Origin of the sequence: Streptomyces sp. R35 (assembly GCF_041053035.1) — a bacterium.
GTDB lineage: Bacteria > Actinomycetota > Actinomycetes > Streptomycetales > Streptomycetaceae > Streptomyces > Streptomyces lutosisoli.
In genome coordinates this window covers 8,133,305-8,150,460 of record NZ_CP163440.1, presented here as the reverse complement: position 1 = coordinate 8,150,460, position 17,156 = coordinate 8,133,305, and the positions used below count along the sequence as shown (strand labels likewise).

Sequence of the window (17,156 nt, the reverse complement as noted above, 5' to 3'; positions counted from 1 at the left end):
CCAGGCCGGTGCGTGCCCCATCGCTGTTACTGAGGGCCGGAGCCTTCGGCGAGCCGCCGTTACTGCGGATCCGGCCCCACCGCGACCGGGCGGCTTCCGTCCTGGGACCACTCCGACCAGGAGCCCGCGTACAGGGCGGCGGGGATGCCGGCGACGGCGAGGGCGAGCACCTCGTGGGCGCCGGAGACACCCGAACCGCAGTAGACGCCGACCTCGGAAGTGCCGGTCACACCGAGGGACTTGAAGCGGTCGGCCAGCTCGGCGGCGGTCAGGAACTGCCCGTCGTCGGTGACGTTCCCCGTGGTCGGCGCGGAGACCGCCCCGGGGATGTGCCCGCCGACCGGGTCGATCGGCTCGACCTCGCCCCGGTACCGCTCACCGGCCCGGGCGTCGAGCAGCAGCCCCGTGCGGGCCAGCGCCGCCGCCCCGTCCGCGTCGAGCAGCGGCCGGGCACCCGGCGCCGGCACGAAGCTCCCGGGGGCGGGCGTGGGGACCTCCGAGGACACCGGCCCGCTCCAGACGGCGAACCCGCCGTCAAGCACGCGTACCGACGGATGACCCGTATAGCCCAGCAACCACCAGGCGCGCGCGGCGGCCCAGCCCTGACCGCCGTCGTACACAACGACATCGCGGTCCGCCGACACGCCCGCGGCCCGCATCGCCGCACCGAAGAGCTCCGGGTCGGGGAGCGGATGCCGGCCCCCCGCACCGGCCGGACCAGCAAGTTCGGAATCCAAATCGACAAAAACGGCCCCAGGAATGTGCGCCTTCTCGTACTCGGCGCGCAGGTTCGGGCCACCCAGTTGCCAGCGGACGTCGAGGAGGACCGGAGGGGTCGGACCCGCCAGGTCGCTCGCGAGTTCGGATGCGGAGATGATGGCGTTCATGGCCACCATCCTTGCGCATGGGGTGGCCGCGTCGTCCAGGTCCGGCTACTCTGCTCCGCCGGACAGGTCCGATCACGAGGCGTACGGGATCGGGCACATGCTGTACAGCCGATGGACACCACGCGGCAATCGCGCCGAAACGGATGGGAAACGGCACATTGGGCATCCTCCGCTCGTGAGCCGCCGAAGGGCGACGCGGTCGGGACGCGCGGTGCGACCGGTGGTGCGAACATCGGCACGGGGCGTGGACGCACGCGGCCGCAGTACGCGTGTTCGTAGGCGGAAGGTGACCGGCCACCGCGAGGGGCCGAGAAGAGAGTGACGATGACCGAGGCACGGGGGTCGGCCGGCCTGAACGGCACAACGCACGCTCGGCACGCGCCCGGCACACCCTGCTGGGTGAGTCTGATGGTGCACGGGATGGCCGCGACCCAGGAGTTCTACGGAGCACTGTTCGACTGGGAGTTCCAGCCGGGACCTCAGCAGCTCGGCCCCTATGTGCGGGCCCTCCTGGACGGCCACGAGGTGGCGGGGATCGGCCAGCTGCCGCCCGACCGGCATCTGCCCGTCGCCTGGACGCCGTATCTCGCCTCGGACGACGTGGATCTGACCGCCGAGACGGTGCGGCACAGCGGCGGCACCGTGGGCGTCGGTCCTCTCGACGCCGCCGAGGCCGGGCGCCTGGCGATCGCGTCGGACCCGACGGGTGCCGTCTTCGGCATCTGGCAGGCGGCGGCCCACACGGGCACGGGGATCACCGGCGTGCCGGGCACCCCCGCCTGGAACGAGCTCGTGACCCGCGACACCGAGAGCGTGGTCAAGTTCTACCAGGGGGTCTTCGGCTACGAGCAGGAGCCGGTCGTCTCGGCCGACTTCGACTACGTGACCCTGCACGTCGAGGGTCGCCCGGTGGCCGGCATCCACGGCGTCGGACACGGCCTGCCCCGCGACCGCGGTCCGCACTGGATGACGTACTTCGAGGCCGCGGACGTGGACGAGGCCGTCGACCGGGTCGCCGAGCTCGGCGGACACCTCCTCAAGCCCGCCCACGACTCGCCGTACGGGCGGGTGGCGACGGTGGCGGATCCGGAGGGCGCGATGTTCTCGCTGATCCACTCGGCCCGGTGAACGGACCTCAGGCCGAGGCGATCGGCAGCACGTCCGGCGACAGGACGCCCGCGCGAGCCGTCGCGGCCGTCATCCGGCGGCGGTGGTGCCGGCGGCACAGGACCTCGTACCCGATGTCCTCAGGCTGATTGACGTCGCCCACGACGACCTGGGCGCCCTCGACGACCATCTCGCCGCCTATCGTGCGGGCGTTGTGGGTGGCGCGGGCGCCGCACCAGCACAGGGCCTCGACCTGGAGGACCTCGACCCGGTCGGCCAGCTCCACCAGGCGCTGGGAGCCGGGGAAGAGCTTGGAACGGAAGTCGGTGGTGATACCGAAGGCGAAGACGTCGATGCCCAGGTCGTCCACCACGCGGGCCAGTTGGTCGATCTGCGCGGGGGCCAGGAACTGGGCCTCGTCCGCGATCACGTAGTCCGCCCGGCCGCCCTGGGAGAGGTGGTCGACGAGGTACGCGTACAGGTCCTGGTCGTCCGCCACCTCGACCGCGTCCGTCACCAGGCCCAGGCGTGAGGAGAGCTTGCCCTCGCCCGCGCGGTCGTCGCGCGTGAAGATCATGCCCTGCAGGCCCCGGGCCGAGCGGTTGTGCTCGATCTGGAGAGCCAGCGTCGACTTCCCGCAGTCCATCGTTCCGGAGAAGAACACCAGCTCGGGCATGGGGAGTTGAGCACCTTTCGGCAACGGAGGACTGGAGGGCGGAAGCTCAGGAGGGCAAGGGCTTCAGGCGGGCAAGGACTTCAGGAGCGTACTTGCAGGAGGGGCACGAGCTGCTCGACGGGGGTCATCGAGCCGTGGTTGCCGACCATCGCCGACTCCTTGGGCTCCCGCTCCGTCGCGATGATCAGGACGTCGTCGCGGGCCGCCGCCACGACGTCGCCGATCCGGGCGTACACCCGTTCGTCGATCTGGGGGCCGAACCAGCCCGCCGCGATCGCCTCGTCCCGCGAGGCCACCCAGAACTGCTCGCCGAGCACCTCGCGCCAGCAGGTCAGGACGTCCACCTCGGCGCCCGGCACCGCGTAGACGTGCCGGGCACGGCCCTCGCCGCCGAGCAGGGCGACGCCGGCGCGCAGCTCCCAGTCCTCGTCGAAGTCGATGCGGTGCTGCTCGTCGAAGGGGATGTCGATCATGCCGTGGTCGGCGGTGACGTACAGGGCGGTACGCGGCGGCAGCTGCTCCGCGAGGCGCTGGACCAGGCGGTCGACATACATGAGCTGGCCGCGCCAGGGGTCCGAGTCGACGCCGAAGCGGTGGCCCTTGCCGTCCACCTCGGCGTAGTACGTGTAGACCAACGAACGGTCCCCGGCGGCCAGTTGTTCGGCCGCGAGGTCCATGCGCTCCTCGCCCGACAGGCGTCCGTGGAACGTTCCGCCACTCAGGGCGATCTTCGTCAGCGGGGTGTTCTGGAAGGTCGGGGACGAGACCTGAGCGGTGTGCACGCCCGCTTCATGAGCGAGCTGGAAGACCGTGGGGTACGGCTGCCACACGCGCGGTGACGTCCACGGGTTCCAGCGGAGCTGGTTCATCAGCTCGCCGGTCTCGGGGTTGCGCGCGGTATAGCCGGGCAGGCCGTGCGCGCCGGGCGGCAGGCCCGTGCCGACCGAGGCGAGGGAGGTCGCGGTGGTCGCGGGGTAACCCGCGGTGATCGGACGACCCGTGCCGCCTCGGGAGGACGCCAGAAGCGACGTCATGAAGGGGGCCTCGTCGGGGTGCGCCTTCAGCTGCTCCCAGCCGAGACCGTCTATCAGGAACACGCAGTTCCGGTCGGCCTCGGTCAGCTCGGGTATGGCGGCGGTCATGCCGGGCACGGCCATGCCCGCGGCGAGCGTGGGCAGCAGGTCGGCCAGCGAACCGGCGCCGTACTCAGGGACGGGCGCCGAGTCGACGGCGAGCGGTTCCGGGTGGTCCCAGGTGGGCAGCGCCATCAGCGGGCGACGTCCGCGGTCGCCTCGGAGAGGGACTGCGCGAAGGCGAGAGCCTGGCGGACCGTCTCCGGGCCGTCCCCGGCCTCGCTGACACGCAGGCTCAGGTCGTCCGCCGTCGAGTTGCCCGTGTAGCCGTGGTCCGCCTCGCAGTTGGGGTCGCCGCAGGCGGCGGGCTCCAGGTCGATGCGGGAGACGGCGCCCCAGCCGATGGTCAGGACGACCTCGCGGGGCAGTGTGCCCGGCGTGTACGACTCGGGGTTCGCGACGACACGGCTGACGACGACCGACGAGATACGGCCGAGCTTCACCGACTCGGTGGACGTCGTGGCGTACGGCGTCGGCGACGTGGTGTCCGCGTTCTGCTCGTCGGTGTGGCTCACGATGAAGCGGTTGCCGGTGAGGACGAGCACGGTGACGTGTCGCCGCACCTCGTTCGCGTCGAACGTGGTCTCCTGGTGGACCAGGTACGACCGGATGGTCTCGCCGCCGATCGCGGCCTCCACCGCCTCGGCCACGAGGGCCGGGTAGTAGCCGCTGCGCTCGATCGCCGCTCGCAGCCCCTGGGTCGTCGTACTGGTCTTGGCCATGATGTCCATCCTACGGGGGCCCACTGACTGCGAGGCACCGCTCGTGGGTGTCTGTCGTGGACGGAACAGAGACGGCACAGGGACGGCACAGGTTCGCGGTGGGATCCGCGGATGGATCCGCGGATGGATCAGGTGCGGCTCAGATGACGGGAAGGGTCCGGGGGCCGAGGTCGTCACGGAGGGGCGCGCGTGCCAGCCGTACGGTCGCGCCCAGCACGCTCAGGCCGTGCGGGGCGACCACCACGGGCTCCAGCGACACCGCGACGACCTCCGGGTGGTCGTCGACCAGCCGGGACACGCGCAGCATCAGCTCTTCGAGGGCGGCGGTGTCGACCGGAGCGGAGCCGCGCCAGCCGAACAGGAGCGGCGCCGTCCGGATCGACCGGACCAGCGACGTCGCGTCCCGGTCGGTGACCGGAATCAGCCGGTGCGCGGTGTCCCCGAGCAGCTCGGAGGCGGCCCCGGCGAGCCCGAACGAGAGCACCGCCCCGGCCGCCGGGTCGATGACGGCCCGTACGACCGTGTCGACTCCGCGCGGTGCCATCGCCTGCACGACGGGCCGCAGCTCCTCCGGCTTCCCGAACAGCTCGGTCAACTCCGCGTACGCCCGCTGCAGTTGCTCCTCGTCGGCAAGATCCAGCCGTACGCCGCCCAGGTCCGCGCGGTGCCGCAGATGCGGGGCGGTGGTCTTGAGGGCCACGGGGTAGCCGAGGGCGCCCGCGGCCGCCACGGCGTCGTCCGGCGTGGGCGCGGGCAGGGCACGGCGCACGTCGATGCCGTACCGCCCGAGCAGCACACAGGTCTCCTCCGTGCCGAGGGTCAGCCCATCGCCCCGTGCGAGCAGCCCGTCGATCTGCCCGGCGGCCGCCTTCTCGTCGATGTCCTCGAACTCGGGCACCTTGCCGGGCTCAGCTGCGTCGCGCCGCCACTGGGCGTATCGGACGGCTTCGGCGAGAGCGCGGACGGCTCGTTCGGCGGCGGGGTAGGCGGGGATGAGACGGGAGTCGGGAGGGGTCGCGCCGGGGGCGGGCGGGACCGCACCCGAGTCGGGCGGGGTGGCGCATACGGCGGGGGGAGGCGCCGTTTCCGAGGCGGTTACAGCTCCGACGCCGGCTGCGGCTCCCGCTTCCCCGGTGGGCAGTCGTTCCGCAGGGCGGAACGGGTGGGCACCGCCTACAGCGCCGGGTGCCGTCGCAGGACCCTGTGGTGCAGTGCTGGCAGCGGCCGACAACGCCTCCGCCAACCCGCCCAGCTCCACGTGCACCACCAGCACTGGCTTGGCCGGAGCCGCCGCGGCGGCGGACCGGAGCGCCTGCGCCAAGGCTTCATCGGCAGCCGACGTCTCCCCCACCGCCGGAATGGCGGTCACGACAACGGCGTCGCACCCGTTGTCGTCCAACGCCCGCGCCAGCGCCTCGCGAAAGTCCTCCGCCGACGCCGCCGTCGTCAGATCCAGCGGCGGCAGCGGCCGCAGGCCTTGGGCCAGACACGCGTCGTACGTCAGCAGCCCCAGCGACTCCGAGTTCCCCAGGATCGCCACCCGGGGCCCAAGAGGGAGCGGCTGGCGTGCCAGCAGAAGCCCCGCATCGACGAGCTCGGTGATCGTGTCGACCCGGATCACCCCGGCCTGCCGCAGCAGCGCCGACACGGTGGCGTGCGGCAGCCGCGTGGCCCGTACGGCATGTCCCTGGGGAGCCGCCCCGCCATGGCGCGCCCCCTGGACCACGACGAGTGGCTTCGCCGCGGCCGTGCGCCGTGCGAGGCGGGTGAACTTGCGCGGGTTGCCGATGGATTCGAGGTACATCAGGACGACGTCGGTGTCCGGGTCGTCGTACCAGTACTGAAGTACGTCGTTGCCGGACACGTCCGCCCGGTTCCCGGAGGAGACGAAGGTGGACACACCGGTCACGCCCGTGACACCGCCACCGCGCCGGTGCAGCCGGGACAGCAGGGCGATCCCGATCGCGCCGGACTGGGCGAACAGGCCTATCCGTCCGGGGCGCGGCATCTCCGGGGCGAGCGAGGCGTTGAGCCGCACGTCGGGGGACGTATTGATGACCCCGAAGGCGTTCGGCCCGATGATGCGCATCCCGTACGTACGCGCCTGGCGGACGAGTTCGCGCTGGCGCTCGCGCCCCTCGGGGCCGCTCTCGGCGTACCCGGCGGAGACGACCACGAGCCCCTGCACCCCGTGCTCGCCGCACTCGGCGACAACCTCGGGGACGTACGGCGCGGGCACGGCGATGACGGCGAGGTCGACGGGATCGTCGATCTCGCGGATGGAGCGGTACGCGGGGACTCCGTCGAGTTCCTCCTCCTGGAGCGCCTTGTTCACCGCGTACAGGCGGCCGGTGAATCCGGCGTCACGGAGGTTGGTGAGGACGCTGCGGCCGACGCCGCCGGGTGTGCGGCCGGCGCCGATGACGGCGACGGAGCCGGGCGCGAGCAGCCGCTGCACGGACCGGGCCTCGGCGCGCTGCTCCCGCGCGCGCTGCACGGCGAGCGAGCGGTCGGTGGGTTCGAGGTCGAACTCCAGGCGTACGACGCCGTCCTCGAAGTGCCGCTTCTGCTGGTACCCGGCGTCCGTGAACACCTTGATCATCTTGGTGTTGGCGGGCAGCACCTCGGCGGCGAAGCGGCGGATGTCACGCTCGCGCGCCACGGCCGCGATGTGTTCGAGGAGGGCCGAGGCGACGCCGCGTCCCTGGTGGGCGTCCTGTACGAGGAAGGCGACCTCGGCCTCGTCGGCGGGCGCGGAGGCGGGCAGGCCGTCGGCATTAATCCGGTCATAGCGTACGGTGGCGATGAACTCGCCGCCCACTGTGGCCGCGAGACCCACCCTGTCCACAAAGTCGTGGTGCGTGAAGCGGTGGACGTCCTTGGCGGACAGGCGCGGATACGGCGCGAAGAAGCGGTAGTACTTCGACTCGTCGGACACCTGCTCGTAGAAGCTGACCAGGCGCTCGGCATCATCAACGGTGATGGGCCTGATGCGTGCGGTGCCGCCGTCGCGCAGCACCACGTCGGCCTCCCAGTGAGCGGGGTACTCGTGCCGGTCCGACGAGGTCTGCATGGGCCCCAGAGTACGGCTCGCGTCCGACAACGGCGCGAGGCAGTCTGTGGAGGACGGAAGTCGGACCGAGGCCGCGGTCCGACGTCACTCCGGACGGGACGAAGTGCCGCCCGGGCATGCTTCACGTTATGGGACACTGGTCTAGACAACCCTGAACACTGAAGGGCAGCATCACATGGCTGAGCGCCGCGTCAACGTCGGCTGGGCTGAGGGCCTCCACGCCCGTCCCGCCTCCATCTTCGTCCGGGCCGCCACGGCCTCCGGCATCCCCGTGACGATCGCCAAGGCCGACGGCAACCCCGTCAACGCGGCCTCCATGCTCGCGGTCCTCGGCCTGGGCGCCCAGGGCGGCGAGGAGATCGTCCTCACGTCCGACGCCGAGGGTGCGGAAGCCGCCCTCGACCGTCTGGCGAAGCTGGTCGCGGAGGGCCTTGAGGAGCTCCCCGAGACCGTCTGAGCATCACGCGCACCGTGCGGCGGAGCCGCGTCACCCCACCCCGGGCGGCGCGGCTCCGCCGCTTTTCGGTACACCGTCCAGGAATTCTCTGCGCGCCACCCGCACACCTCGCGCCGCACACACGGAAATAGCGCGCGCCGGAATTCACGGCACGCGAAAAGAGGGGCAACAGAAATAGACCCCCTGCCGAATATCCCTCTTTGTATACGGCGCCCTTGTTAATGCCGCAGGCCCGTCATGTTTACGGGATGTTGCGAAGTCCTCACACGTTCCGGACGATCTCCGCCGCCGGGAAACCGGAGCCGGTGCGCGGCCGAGGCGCGCTCGGTATGCAGGGCCGTGATCGCCCTGGCCCGCTCGCTGTCGCCGCGCGCGACCGCGTCCACGATGCCGCCGTGCTCCGCCCAGGACTCCGCGGGGTTGGCCGGCGCCTCCACCGCGTACATCCAGGCGATCTTGTGCCGCAGCTGGCCGAGCGTGGAGGTCAGCGCGGGGCTTCCGGAGGCCTGCGCGAGGGTCTCGTGGAACCAGCCGCCCAGCGAGCGCAGATCCTCGCTGTGGCCCCTCCTGGCCCGCTCCTGACCCAGCCTGACCAGGCCTCGGAGCACCTTGAGGTGGGCCTCGGTACGGCGCTGCGCGGCCCGTGCGGCACCCAGCGGCTCAAGGAGCATGCGCATCTCGAGCAGGTCGGAGGCCTCCAGCTCGGTGGGCTCCGCGACGCACGCACCCGCGTGCCGCCGGGTCACGACGAAGCCCTCGGCCTCCAGCGTGCGCAGCGCCTCGCGCACCGGGACGCGCGAGACGCCATAGCGACGCGCGAGCAGTTCCTCGGTGAGCCGGCTCCCTCGCTCGTAGACACCCGCGACGATGTCGTCACGGATCGCCGTGCATACCGAGTGCGCCGGAATACGCATGACCGGACCTCCGCTTTAATCCCCGCGAAACGCCATCGATTGACGCTTGTTCAGTGACTCTATTGCAGGGAGCCGGAATTTCCGATGGCAGACCGAAATCCAGGGATATTTTTTGGACAGACGGCCGTGCGAAACGACGATGCCCCGGCTCGGCGGGCCGGGGCATCGGAAGTGGTGGAGATCTGATGAAGCGGTCGTCAGACGTTCACGCCGCCGAACGTCAGACGTTCACGCCGTGCGAGCGAAGGTACGCGACGGGGTCGATGTCCGAGCCGTACTCCGCGGTCGTACGGGCCTCGAAGTGGAGGTGCGGCCCGGTGGTGTTGCCGGTGGCCCCGGAGAGGCCTATCTGCTGACCCGGGGTGACCGTCTGGCCCACGGAGACGCCGATCGACGACAGGTGGCCGTACATCGTGTACGTGCCGTCGTGCATCTTGATGACGACCTGGTTGCCGTAGGCGCCGCCCCAGCCGGCGGTGACGACCGTGCCGGAGCCCACGGAGTGCACCGAGGTGCCGGACGCGGCGTGGAAGTCGACGCCGGTGTGGCTGCCGGAGGACCAGAGGCTGCCGCCGGCCTTGTAGCCGGTGGAGATGTACGAGCCGGTGATCGGCACGACGAAGGTGTTGAGGCGCTTGCGCTCGGCGGCGCGGGCGGCGCGCTCCTTGGCCTCGCGCTCCTTCTTCGCCTCCTCCGCGGCCTGCTTACGGGCGGCCTGCTCGGCAGCCTTCTTCGCGGCGGCCTCGTCGGCGGCGCGCTGCTGGGCCGCGGCCTGGGCGTCGATCTTCTCGGCGAGGGAGTCGCCGATGGTGATGACGGGGGTGAGCCCGGTCTGCTCGACGGAGGACTCCGCGGCGAGCGCGGGGGCGGCCAGGGTTCCGATCACACCGGTGGTGGCGAGCGCCGCGACGCCGACGGCGTTCGTGGTCGTGCGCTGCACGCGGCTCGGGCGACGGTGCTTCCCTGTGCCACAGGTGAACGCCATGTAGGGGCTGATCCTTTCCTTCCTTCTCGCCTACCGGGTTAGCTGACGGGTTCGGAGCAGGAAGGTCTCCTACGGACCCCCTCCTGGGAGGGCGTCCGATTCACCCCAGGGACTACGTGTGGGTCCCCGGCTCCCCTGGCTCGCGCCGTACGGGGACTCGGCGATGACTGTCCGGTGCCGCGGGCGCGGCGCACTGCCTGACGAACAGCCGCACCGACGCTAATCGGGACATCTTTCAATCGACAAACGGATCACGGCTTTTGTAGCGCATGCCACAGGGCAGACAGGCAACCTCCCTACCAATACGGACATCTTGGGGATGAAGTCCGGACAAAAGAAGACCCAGGTGACTCTTCAGTCACCTGGGTCCTCAGGGAGTGGCTCTGTTCCGCTCTGCTCTACTCGGCCCGGACGACAGTCACTTCACCGATTCCGAGGGCTGTGACGGGCTCCTCGATCTGCGCGGCGTCGCCCACCAGGACGGTCACCAGACGGTCCACCGGGAAGGCGTTCACGGCGGCCGCGGTGGCCTCCACGGTGCCGGTCGCGGCGAGCTGCTGATACAGCGTCGCCTGGTAGTCGTCCGGCAGGTACTGCTCGACCTGGTCGGCGAGCGTGCTCGCGACGGCTGCCGCGGTCTCGAACTTGAGGGGCGCCACGCCCACCAGGTTCTGCACGGCGACATCGCGCTCGGCGTCCGTCAGGCCCTCGGCGGCGAGGGTGCGCAGCACCTTCCACAGGTCGTCGAGCGCCGGACCGGTGTTCGGGGTGTCCACGGAGCCGCTGATGGCGAGCATCGCGACGCCCGTGCCGTCCGGCGCGGCGCGCAGCACCTGGCCGAACGCCCGCACACCGTAGGTGTATCCCTTTTCCTCGCGCAGGACACGGTCCAGGCGCGAGGTGAGGGTGCCGCCGAGGCAGTACGTGCCGAGCACCTGGGCGGGCCACACGCGGTCGTGCCGGTCGGCGCCGACACGGCCGATGAGCAGCTGTGTCTGGACGGCACCGGGCCGGTCCACGATGATCACGCGGCCGGTGTCGTCGGCGGTCACCGGCGGCACGGGACGCGGCTCGGCGGACGAGCCGGTCCAGGAGCCGAGCGTGTCGGCGAGCAGCGCGTCGAGGTCGACACCGGTGAGGTCACCGACGATGACCGCGGTGCCCGTCGCGGGGCGAACATGCTTCTCGTAGAAGGCCCGTACGGCCGCCGAGTCGATCTTCTGGACGGTCTCCTCGGTGCCCTGGCGCGGGCGCGACATGCGCGCCGTCGCCGGGAACAACTCCTTGGAGAGCTCCTTGGCGGCGCGGCGGGCCGGGTTGGCCGCCTCGTGCGGGATCTCGTCCAGGCGGTTGCGGACCAGTCGCTCCACCTCGCTGTCCGCGAACGCCGGTGCCCTCAGGGCGTCGGCGAGCAGACCGAGCGCCTTGGGGAGGCGCGAGACGGGGACTTCGAGGGACAGGCGTACGCCGGGGTGGTCGGCGTGTGCGTCGAGGGTGGCGCCGCAGCGCTCCAGCTCGGCGGCGAACTCCTCGGCGGAGTGCTTGTCGGTGCCCTCGGAGAACGAGCGCGCCATGATCGTGGCGATGCCGTCGAGGCCCGCGGGTTCGGCCTCCAGCGGCGCGGCGAGGATCACCTCGACGGCGACGACCTGCTGGCCGGGGCGGTGGCAGCGCAGGACGGTCAGACCGTTGTCGAGCGTGCCGCGCTCGGGCGACGGGAAGGCCCACGGCCTGGCCTCGCCGGCCTGGGGCTGCGGGTGGAAGTCCATGGTGGCGAGCTCGGTCACTTCGCCGCCTCCTCGTCGGTGTCTTCAGCGGCGTCGGTGTCTTCGGCGGTTTCGGGGGCGGTGGGTTCGTAGACGAGCACCGCGCGGTTGTCGGGGCGCAGGCGGGCCTTGGCGACCTCCTGGACCTCCTCGGCGGTGACGTCGAGGACGCGCTGCACGGCGGTCAGGGCGAGCTGCGGGTCACCGAACAGGACGGCGAACCGGCACAGTTCGTCGGCACGGCCCGCGACCGTGCCGAGCCGGTCCAGCCACTCGCGCTCCAACTGGGCCTGGGCGCGTTCCATTTCCTCGGCCGTGGGGCCCTCCTCGGCGAACCGGGCGAGCTCCTCGTCGACGGCGGCCTCGATGACCGGGACCTCGACATCGCCGGACGTCTTCACGTCCAGCCACCCCAGGGAGGGCGCTCCGGCCAGGCGCAGCAGGCCGAACCCGGCCGCGACGGCGGTGCGGTCGCGGCGTACGAGCCGGTTGTAGAGCCGGGAGGACTCGCCGCCGCCGAGGACGGTGAGCGCCACGTCGGCCGCGTCGGACGCGCGCGTGCCGTCCTCCGGGAGCCGGTAGGCGGCCATCAGGGCGCGCGCCGGGACCTCTTCCTCGACGACCTCGCGCAGCTGCTCGCCCATGATGTCGGGCAGCGAGCCGTCACGCGGGGCGGGCTTGCCGTCGTGCCCGGGGATGGAGCCGAAGTACTTCTCGACCCAGGCGAGCGTCTGCCCCGGGTCGATGTCGCCGACGACCGACAGCACCGCGTTGTTGGGCGCGTAGTAGGTGCGGAAGAACGCGCGGGCGTCCTCCAGGGTGGCCGCGTCCAGGTCCGCCATCGACCCGATCGGGGTGTGGTGGTAGGGGTGGCCCTCGGGGTACGCGAGCCCGGTCAGCTTCTCGAATGCGGTGCCGTAGGGCACGTTGTCGTAGCGCTGCCGGCGTTCGTTCTTGACGACGTCCCGCTGGTTCTCCATGGACTCGTCGTCGAGCGCGGCGAGCAGCGAACCCATGCGGTCGGCCTCCAGCCAGAGCGCGAGCTCCAGCTGGTGGGTGGGCATGGTCTCGAAGTAGTTGGTCCGCTCGAAGCTCGTCGTGCCGTTGAGCGAACCGCCGGCGCCCTGGACGAGTTCGAAGTGGCCGTTGCCGTGGACCTGCTTGGAGCCCTGGAACATCAGGTGCTCGAAGAGGTGAGCAAGTCCGGTACGGCCCTTGACCTCGTGGCGCGAGCCGACGTCGTACCAGAGGCACACCGCCGCGACCGGGGTCAGGTGGTCCTCGGAGAGCACCACGCGCAGGCCGTTGGCCAGGCGGTGCTCGGTCGCTGTCAGGCCGCCGGAGCCTGCCTCAGCTGTGGCCGTGTGACCCATGGGCATGTACGTCCCTTCGATCGCGGAAACTGCGTAGTTCCTGTCGGTCCTGCCACTGTATGCAAGCGCGCCGACAGGTGGCGAAGTTCCCGCACCTCGTACGCCGAGAGCGAGACTCGCGTACGTCACAGCCGCGTCCCGGCAGACCCTCCGAGGGCCGCTACGGACGGGTCGCGGTCGGCGTTGTCAGTGGGGCGGTCCACAATGGTCCGCGTCAGATCCCGTTCATGCCCCGGCAGAGACTGTGAAGGAGCCGCAGCAGCGATGGCCCGCCGCAGCACGAAGACCCCGCCGCCCGACGACTCGTACGAGGAGAAGATCCTCGACATCGACGTCGTGGACGAAATGCAGGGCTCCTTCCTCGAGTACGCGTACTCGGTCATCTACTCGCGAGCCCTGCCGGACGCGCGCGACGGCCTCAAGCCCGTGCACCGCCGCATCGTCTATCAGATGAACGAGATGGGCCTGCGCCCCGACCGCGGCTATGTGAAGTGCGCCCGCGTCGTCGGCGAGGTCATGGGTAAGCTCCACCCGCACGGCGACGCGTCGATCTACGACGCGCTGGTGCGCCTGGCGCAGCCCTTCTCCATGCGCCTGCCGCTGGTCGACGGCCACGGCAACTTCGGGTCGCTCGGCAACGACGACCCGCCCGCCGCCATGCGTTACACAGAGTGCCGGATGGCCGACGCGACGTCACTGATGACCGAGTCCATCGACGAGGACACGGTCAATTTCACGCCGAACTACGACGGCCAGGAGCAGGAACCGGACGTCCTCCCGGCGGCGTACCCGAACCTGCTGGTCAACGGCTCCTCCGGCATCGCCGTCGGTATGGCGACGAACATGCCGCCGCACAACCTCGGCGAGGTCATCGCCGCCGCCCGCCACCTCATCCGGTACCCGGGCGCCGACCTCGAGACGCTGATGAAGTTCGTCCCGGGCCCCGACCTGCCCACCGGCGGCCGGATCGTCGGCCTCACCGGGATCAGGGACGCGTACGAGTCGGGCCGCGGCACCTTCAAGATCCGCGCCACGGTGTCCGTGGAGGACGTGACGGCGCGCCGCAAGGGCCTGGTCGTCACCGAACTGCCCTTCACCGTCGGCCCGGAGAAGGTGATCGCCAAGATCAAGGACCTGGTCGGCGCCAAGAAGCTGCAGGGCATCGCCGATGTGAAGGACCTCACAGACCGTGCGCACGGGCTGCGTCTGGTCATCGAGATCAAGAACGGCTTCGTGCCGGAAGCGGTCCTGGAGCAGCTCTACAAGCTGACGCCGATGGAGGAGTCCTTCGGCATCAACAACGTGGCCCTGGTGGACGGCCAGCCGCTCACGCTGGGCCTCAAGGAGCTCCTGGAGGTCTACCTCGACCACCGCTTCGACGTCGTGCGCCGCCGCAGCGAGTTCCGCCGCGGCAAGAAGCGCGACCGGCTGCACCTGGTCGAGGGCCTCCTCGTCGCCCTTCTGGACATCGACGAGGTCATCCGCCTCATCCGCTCCAGCGAGAACTCGGCGCAGGCCAAGGAGCGCCTGATCGAGCACTTCTCGCTCTCCGAGATCCAGACGCAGTACATCCTGGACACGCCGCTGCGCCGCCTGACCAAGTTCGACCGCATCGAGCTGGAGTCGGAGCGCGACCGGCTCAACGGCGAGATCGACGAGCTGACCGGCATCCTGGATTCGGACTCCGAGCTGCGCAAGCTGGTCTCCGGCGAACTGGCCGCCGTGGCCAAGAAGTTCGGCACCGACCGGCGCACGGTTCTCCTGGAGTCCGCGGGCACCGTCGCCTCGGCGGTCCCGCTCCAGGTGGCGGACGACCCGTGCCGGGTGCTGCTGTCCTCGACGGGCCTCCTCGCCCGTACGGCCAACGGCGACCCCTTCGGGGAAGTCGAGGACGCCAAGCGCACCAAGCACGACCTGATCGTCTCCGCGGTGCCCGCGACGGCCCGCGGCGAGGTCGGCGCGGTCACGTCCTCCGGTCGTCTGCTCCGCCTGAACGTGATCGACCTGCCGCAGCTGCCGGAGACGGCATCGGCGCCCAACCTCTCCGGGGGCGCGCCGATTTCGGAGTTCCTGTCCTCCCTGGAGGCGGACGAGACGGTGGTCTGTCTGACGACGCTCGACGAGTCGTCGCCCGGCCTGGCGATCGGCACCGAGCAGGGTGTCGTCAAGCGTGTGGTGCCCGACTATCCCTCGAACAAGGAGGAGTTGGAGGTCATCACCCTCAAGGACGGCGACAAGATCGTCGGCGCGGTCGAGCTGCGCACCGGCGAGGAGGACCTGGTCTTCATCACGGACGACGCCCAGTTGCTGCGCTACCAGGCCTCGCAGGTCCGCCCGCAGGGCCGCGCGGCGGGCGGCATGGCGGGCATCAAGCTCACCGACGGCGCGAAGGTGATCTCCTTCACGGCGGTCGACCCGGCGGTGGACGCGGTGGTGTTCACGGTGGCGGGTTCGCGCGGCACGCTGGACGACTCCGTCCAGACCACGGCCAAGCTCACCCCGTTCGACCAGTACCCGCGCAAGGGCCGCGCCACGGGCGGCGTGCGCTGCCAGCGGTTCCTGAAGGGCGAGGACTGCCTGTCGCTGGGCTGGGCCGGCCCGGCACCGGCGCGGGCCGCGCAGCGGAACGGCACGCCCGCCGAGCTGCCGGAGATCGACCCGCGCCGGGACGGCTCGGGCGTGTCCCTGGCGAAGACGGTGGCGGTGGTGGCGGGCCCGGTGTAACCCCTGGCCGGCCCGCGGGCTCGGGTCAGCCCTCCGGGCTCGGCTCCTGTACGTAGCGGAGGACGCCCCACATGCTGTGCTCGTCGGCGTGTGGGGCGTCCTCTTTGCACGCCTCCAGCTCCTTGTCCAGAGCCGCCGTGTCGATGCCGGAGCCGATCAGGACGAGCTGGGTGAGCCGCGCCTCGGCACGGGCCCAGGGCTCCGGGTAGAAGCGCAGGAACCGCCCGACGGCATGCACGGCATACCGGTTGACGCTGTCCTGGACGCCGAAATCGACGTACCCCTTGATGCGGTAGAGCCCCTCGGGCCTGCTGTCGAGGAAGTCCATCAACCGCCGGGGGCCGAGGGGCACTTCGGAGCTGAAGGAGAGCGAGTCGTAGGCGGAGTGCAGGTGGTCGTCGTGGCTCTGCCGATCACCCTCGTCGTGCCGGTGGAGGTCGTCGAAGGACAACTGCCCGATGCGCTCCTCGCTCGGCCGGCAGTCGAAGAGGAACCCGGGATCGATGCGGCCGTAGCCGGCGGGAACGACGGCGGCACGGTCGGCGAGCTCTCGGACGACGCGGAGCACCCGCTCACCGTCCGCCGCCCGGTCGACCTTGTTGACGACGACAAGATCGGCGAGTGCGAGATGCCGCTCGATCTCGGGATGCTTCGCGCGCGTTGCGTCGAACTCGGCGGCGTCGACGACCTCGACGAGCCCGCCGTACACGATCCGCGGATGCTCACTCGCGAGGACCATCCGCACGAGCTCCTGGGGCTCGGCAAGCCCGCTCGCCTCGATGACGATGACGTCGATACCTGCCGAGGGCCGGGCGAGCCGCTCCAGATACTCATCGAGCTCACTGGCGTCGACGGCACAGCACAGACACCCGTTCCCCAGGGAAACGGTGGAATCCCCCAGCGCCCCGGCCACCGCCATGGCATCGATCTCGATCGCGCCGAAGTCGTTGACGACGGCTCCGATCCGACTGCCGCCGCTGTGGTGCAGCAGGTGATTGAGCAAGGTGGTCTTCCCCGATCCGAGGAACCCGGCGAGGACGACAACGGGGATCTGCCCGGCCTGGATCGGCCCGATCTGGATCTGCTGCGGACGGGGCTGGCTCAACGGGCGACCTCTTTCACACCGGTGCGTACACCGGCTCGCGGACCGGCTCCTGTACGAGGACGGCGCACGCACCGGCACTCGTACGAGGAAGGAATGCCGACCCAGCATACGAGCGGGAGGAATCGCCCCGAAGTGAACGATTGTTAGCGGCGCTCGCGGGGCACACGTTGGACATGGCGCCGGGAAACGCGACCCGCACTTCCCTCCGTGCGCCTCCTCTCCGCCTCCCTGCCG

Annotated in this window: 13 protein-coding genes and 1 riboswitch; of the genes, 3 read left to right on the top strand and 10 right to left on the bottom strand. The window is 70.8% G+C overall.

Annotated elements, in window-relative coordinates; translation table 11 throughout:
* Positions 1-59: 59 nt before the first annotated feature.
* Positions 60-887, bottom strand: coding sequence for a sulfurtransferase (locus tag AB5J50_RS36830; RefSeq protein WP_369262862.1), 828 nt, complete (start codon positions 885-887; stop codon positions 60-62).
* A 324-nt stretch (positions 888-1,211) separates the two neighbouring features.
* Between AB5J50_RS36830 and AB5J50_RS36825 the strand changes: the two genes are divergently transcribed.
* The gene (locus AB5J50_RS36825; protein WP_369262860.1) at positions 1,212-2,015 is read left to right on the top strand and encodes a VOC family protein; all 804 of its coding nucleotides are present in this window, start codon (positions 1,212-1,214) and stop codon (positions 2,013-2,015) included.
* A gap of 7 nt (positions 2,016-2,022) precedes the next feature.
* Here the strand turns inward: AB5J50_RS36825 and AB5J50_RS36820 are convergent, their stop codons facing one another.
* The 4 genes from AB5J50_RS36820 to AB5J50_RS36805 form a co-directional block, all read right to left on the bottom strand.
* The gene (locus AB5J50_RS36820) at positions 2,023-2,670 is read right to left on the bottom strand and encodes a thymidine kinase (RefSeq protein ID WP_369262858.1); all 648 of its coding nucleotides are present in this window, start codon (positions 2,668-2,670) and stop codon (positions 2,023-2,025) included.
* 80 nt (positions 2,671-2,750) lie between these two features.
* Positions 2,751-3,938: an alkaline phosphatase family protein gene (locus AB5J50_RS36815; protein WP_369262857.1), complete on the bottom strand. Its 1,188-nt coding sequence runs from the start codon at positions 3,936-3,938 to the stop codon at positions 2,751-2,753.
* Positions 3,938-4,525, bottom strand: a complete 588-nt coding sequence (locus AB5J50_RS36810) for a DUF5998 family protein (RefSeq protein ID WP_192582336.1) — start codon at positions 4,523-4,525, stop codon at positions 3,938-3,940. The genes AB5J50_RS36815 and AB5J50_RS36810 overlap by 1 nt, the downstream gene beginning before the upstream one ends.
* A 139-nt stretch (positions 4,526-4,664) precedes the next feature.
* Positions 4,665-7,598 carry a GNAT family N-acetyltransferase gene (locus tag AB5J50_RS36805; protein WP_369262855.1) on the bottom strand — a complete coding sequence of 978 codons (2,934 nt, stop codon included), beginning with the start codon at positions 7,596-7,598 and terminating at the stop codon, positions 4,665-4,667.
* A gap of 175 nt (positions 7,599-7,773) precedes the next feature.
* On the opposite strand from AB5J50_RS36805, the gene AB5J50_RS36800 reads away from it, so the two are divergent.
* On the top strand, positions 7,774-8,055 hold the full coding sequence (locus tag AB5J50_RS36800; protein ID WP_327432250.1) for an HPr family phosphocarrier protein: 282 nt from the start codon (positions 7,774-7,776) through the stop codon (positions 8,053-8,055).
* A 218-nt stretch (positions 8,056-8,273) separates the two neighbouring features.
* On the opposite strand, the gene AB5J50_RS36795 is transcribed toward AB5J50_RS36800, so the two are convergent.
* The 4 genes from AB5J50_RS36795 to AB5J50_RS36780 form a co-directional block, all read right to left on the bottom strand.
* The gene (locus tag AB5J50_RS36795; protein ID WP_327432249.1) at positions 8,274-8,969 is read right to left on the bottom strand and encodes a GntR family transcriptional regulator; all 696 of its coding nucleotides are present in this window, start codon (positions 8,967-8,969) and stop codon (positions 8,274-8,276) included.
* Positions 8,970-9,189: 220 nt separating this feature from the next.
* Positions 9,190-9,954 (bottom strand): M23 family metallopeptidase, encoded by a 765-nt coding sequence (locus AB5J50_RS36790; RefSeq protein ID WP_369262853.1) that lies wholly within the window; start codon positions 9,952-9,954, stop codon positions 9,190-9,192.
* Between the two features lie 12 nt (positions 9,955-9,966).
* A riboswitch (cyclic di-AMP (ydaO/yuaA leader) is annotated at positions 9,967-10,127 on the bottom strand.
* Between the two features lie 225 nt (positions 10,128-10,352).
* Positions 10,353-11,741, bottom strand: coding sequence for a pitrilysin family protein (locus AB5J50_RS36785; protein ID WP_327432247.1), 1,389 nt, complete (start codon positions 11,739-11,741; stop codon positions 10,353-10,355).
* Positions 11,738-13,099: a M16 family metallopeptidase gene (locus tag AB5J50_RS36780; RefSeq protein ID WP_369262851.1), complete on the bottom strand. Its 1,362-nt coding sequence runs from the start codon at positions 13,097-13,099 to the stop codon at positions 11,738-11,740. The genes AB5J50_RS36785 and AB5J50_RS36780 overlap by 4 nt, the downstream gene beginning before the upstream one ends.
* A gap of 258 nt (positions 13,100-13,357) precedes the next feature.
* Between AB5J50_RS36780 and AB5J50_RS36775 the strand changes: the two genes are divergently transcribed.
* The gene (locus AB5J50_RS36775) at positions 13,358-15,817 is read left to right on the top strand and encodes a DNA topoisomerase (ATP-hydrolyzing) subunit A (protein WP_369262850.1); all 2,460 of its coding nucleotides are present in this window, start codon (positions 13,358-13,360) and stop codon (positions 15,815-15,817) included.
* A gap of 25 nt (positions 15,818-15,842) precedes the next feature.
* On the opposite strand, the gene AB5J50_RS36770 is transcribed toward AB5J50_RS36775, so the two are convergent.
* Positions 15,843-16,922, bottom strand: coding sequence for a GTP-binding protein (locus tag AB5J50_RS36770; protein WP_369262848.1), 1,080 nt, complete (start codon positions 16,920-16,922; stop codon positions 15,843-15,845).
* Positions 16,923-17,156 lie beyond the last annotated feature (234 nt).